3 protein-coding genes, 2 tRNA genes and 1 pseudogene are annotated in these 2,993 nt (G+C 66.1%); 3 read left to right on the forward strand and 3 right to left on the reverse strand.

Features of this window, described 5'->3' with window-relative positions:
* A pseudogene (locus AC2VOG_RS03360) lies at window positions 1-133 on the forward strand (HNH endonuclease signature motif containing protein); the annotation flags it as partial.
* 107 nt (window positions 134-240) lie between these two features.
* Here AC2VOG_RS03360 and AC2VOG_RS03365 read toward each other — a convergent pair.
* From AC2VOG_RS03365 to AC2VOG_RS03375, 3 genes are read right to left on the reverse strand one after another with little or no spacing between them, the layout of a single operon-like run.
* Window positions 241-1,065, reverse strand: a complete 825-nt coding sequence (locus AC2VOG_RS03365) for a crotonase/enoyl-CoA hydratase family protein (protein WP_486938502.1) — start codon at window positions 1,063-1,065, stop codon at window positions 241-243.
* Window positions 1,066-1,114: 49 nt separating this feature from the next.
* The gene (locus tag AC2VOG_RS03370; RefSeq protein WP_486938503.1) at window positions 1,115-1,585 is read right to left on the reverse strand and encodes a DUF4334 domain-containing protein; all 471 of its coding nucleotides are present in this window, start codon (window positions 1,583-1,585) and stop codon (window positions 1,115-1,117) included.
* Between the two features lie 11 nt (window positions 1,586-1,596).
* Complete coding sequence (locus AC2VOG_RS03375) at window positions 1,597-2,661, reverse strand: histidinol-phosphate transaminase (protein WP_486938504.1); 1,065 nt, start codon at window positions 2,659-2,661, stop codon at window positions 1,597-1,599.
* A 113-nt stretch (window positions 2,662-2,774) separates the two neighbouring features.
* On the opposite strand from AC2VOG_RS03375, the gene AC2VOG_RS03380 reads away from it, so the two are divergent.
* Together AC2VOG_RS03380 and AC2VOG_RS03385 are read left to right on the forward strand one after the other, a co-directional pair.
* Window positions 2,775-2,866 (forward strand) — tRNA-Ser (locus AC2VOG_RS03380).
* Between the two features lie 53 nt (window positions 2,867-2,919).
* Window positions 2,920-2,992, forward strand: a tRNA-Arg gene (locus AC2VOG_RS03385).
* The last annotated feature ends 1 nt before the right edge of the window (window position 2,993 follow it).

The raw sequence follows: 2,993 nt of genomic DNA on the forward strand, positions 1-2,993 counted from the left end.
CAAAAACACCCACAGCCACACCGAATGGATCCCACCCCCACACCTCGACCGAGGCCAACCCCGCACCAACACCTACTGGCACCCCGAAAAACTCCTCCGCAAGGACGACGACGACGAAGACGAGGCGTCGTGACCGTCAGGCCCGATCGTCCTCGGCGTCCACGACGTCGTCGTGCGGATTCAGTAACCGGCAGACAGCGGTGCCGGCGGGCTGGCCCGATGCCGGCCGGGCGATTCGCGCTATTCGCCGGTGAACGTCGGCGGTCGCTTTGCGAAGGTCGCTGCGATCCCCTCGGAAAGGTCCTTCGAGGGCAGGAACGCTGCGTTCCATGCAGCGACGTATCGCAGGCTCGCCGACACTTGCGAAATCCGCTGCTGGTCAAGGACATCCTTGACGCCGCGGACCGTAAGCGGCGGATTGCCGGCGATTTCGGCGGCAGTCACGTGCGCCGCCTGCAAGGTGGCGTCGGCGTCGGCGAATACGTCGTTGACCAACCCGATTTTCTCGGCCCGAGCGGCGTCGATGTCCTTGCCGGTCAGCGCGAGCTCGCGCAGATGCCCTTCGGACAAGATCAGTGGCAGCCGCGCCAGGCTACCGACATCGGCCACGATCGCGAGCTTGACTTCGCGGACCGAGAACTTCGCGTCCGCGCTGGCATAGCGGATGTCGACCGCCGAGATCAGGTCGACGCCGCCGCCGATGCACCAGCCGTGAATCGCCGCGATCGTCGGGGTGCGGCAGTCGGCGACGGCGCTGATCGCGCCCTGCATACGCATCACCTCGCGGTGAAACTCGGCGCGTGGTCCGGCCATCGCACCGTCAGCCAGCACCGGGGCCAGCGTTCCGGCCATCGCGGGCAGGTCCAGGCCATAGCTGAAGTTGCGGCCGGAGCCGGTGATCACGACGGCGCGCACATCGGGGTCGGCGTCCAGTTCTGCGAACACCTCCGGCAGCTCCGCCCAGAAGGCCGGCCCCATGGCATTGCCTTTACCGGGCCCGATCAACGTCACCTGGGCGACGTGGTCGTGGCGTTCTACGGTGACGGACTCGTATGGCTCACCCATGGCCAGACCGTACCGTGCTGGCACGGTCGCCCACCGGCCTGCTCCGGGGCTAGTGGACGCGCTCCAGGAAGAAGTAAAAGTATCGGCCGTTGTCGATCACGCCCTTGCCGTTCATGATCCCCATCACGGTGCGGTCGTCGACCTGCTTGAAGTGGTCGTGAACCGGCTGGCCGTCGTACACCATGGTCGCGGTGACCTCGCCGCGGAACTCCTCGAGCCACAAGCTCGCTTCGCCCTTGCCCATCTTGACGTTGGAGAACCGGTTGCCGTCGTCGTCGAGGCAGACCAGCGGCTGCACATCGGCGGGCGAGTTGAACGTCTTGCCGAACCACCGCGACTTCTCCAGCTGGCCGTTCATCCGGTGGCCGGTGACGAATTCGCCACCTTTCCACTCGCCGAGCATGCCGTCGACTGTGGCTGGCGGCAGGCTGGCCCAGTAATCGTCGAGTTCGGCATCGGCAATGACGCCGTCGCGTTGCCTGAACTCGTCAAACTGCTTGCGCGCCAACGTCTCACTCATATTCGTCCTCCTCAGATCCAGCTCTCGGCAAACTTCAGCAGCATGTCGTTCTCTTCGGGCGCACCGATACTCACCCGGACACCGTCGCTCCCGTAGGGCCGGACCACGATGTGCGCGTCTGCGGCTTGCTCGACGAAGTCGGCGGTGCGCGGGCCCAGCGGCAACCACACGAAATTCGTCTGCGACGACGGGAGGGCGAATCCGGCGCCGCGCAGTGCGTCGCTCATCCGGGTGCGCTCGGCAACCACCGCATCGGTGCGGGCCAGCAACTCGTCGGCGGCCTCCAGCGAGGCAATCGCCGCCGCCTGGGCGATGCTGCTGACGGTAAACGGCACGTATGCCTTGTCGAGCGCGGTGATCACCTCCGGCTGCCCCGCCGCATACCCCACCCGCAGCCCAGCTAGCCCGTACGCTTTCGAAAAAGTGCGCAGCACAACGACATTACTGTGGCTGCGGACCAACTCGAGGCTTTCGGGGGCCAGGCTGTCGCGGACGTACTCGATGTAGGCCTCGTCGATCGCGATCATGATGTGCGCCGGAACCGATGCGACGAACCGGCTCAGCGCAACGGGATCCACCACCGTTGAGGTGGGGTTGTTGGGATTGCAGACGAAGATCAGCCGGGTGCGCTCGGTGACGGCCGCCAGCATGGCAGCCAGGTCAAAGGTGTTCTCGTCGAGCGGTACTTCGACCGCGGTGGCGCCGGCCAGCCGAACCTGCAGCGGGTAGATCTCGAAGCTGCGCCAGCCGAACAGCACCTCGTCGTCCGCGGTGGCGGTGACTTGGATCAATTGCTGACACAGGCTGACCGACCCGCAACCGACCGCGATGTGCTCGGGCCCCCAACCGCCGGCGTGGCCCGAGTTCAGGTGCTCGGCCAGTGCCGACTTGAGTCCGAGGCAGCCGTTGTCGGGGTAGCGATTGAGGGTGTCGGCGGCGCGCTCGATCGCGGCGCGGACGGCCGGAAGCGGCCCGAACACGGTCTCGTTGCTGGCCAGTTTGATCGCGCCCGGGACTGTCTTGCCGGGAACGTAGACGGGCAGCTCGGCCACTTCGGGTCGGAGGCGAGCGGTCATTTCGACAGCATATGTGTGGGCTGTGTACGCTGTGCTCCGCGGCGGTTCCGGCAGGGTCCGCCGCCCGGTCCGCGTCCCCACCTGAGCGGGTCCGGTACCCTCAGACGGTCCAAGGAGGCGTGCCAGAGCGGCCGAATGGGACTCACTGCTAATGAGTTGTCCCCCTTACAGGGGACCGGAGGTTCAAATCCTCTCGCCTCCGCCACACCGTGGCGACCGCAAGCGCGGCGTTACGCCGTAGGAGACAACTGAACACAGGCGCCCGTAGCTCAACGGATAGAGCATCTGACTACGGATCAGAAGGTTAGGGGTTCGAATCCCTTCGGGCGCAC

It is taken from the genome of Mycobacterium sp. TH-M11 (assembly GCF_057473725.1).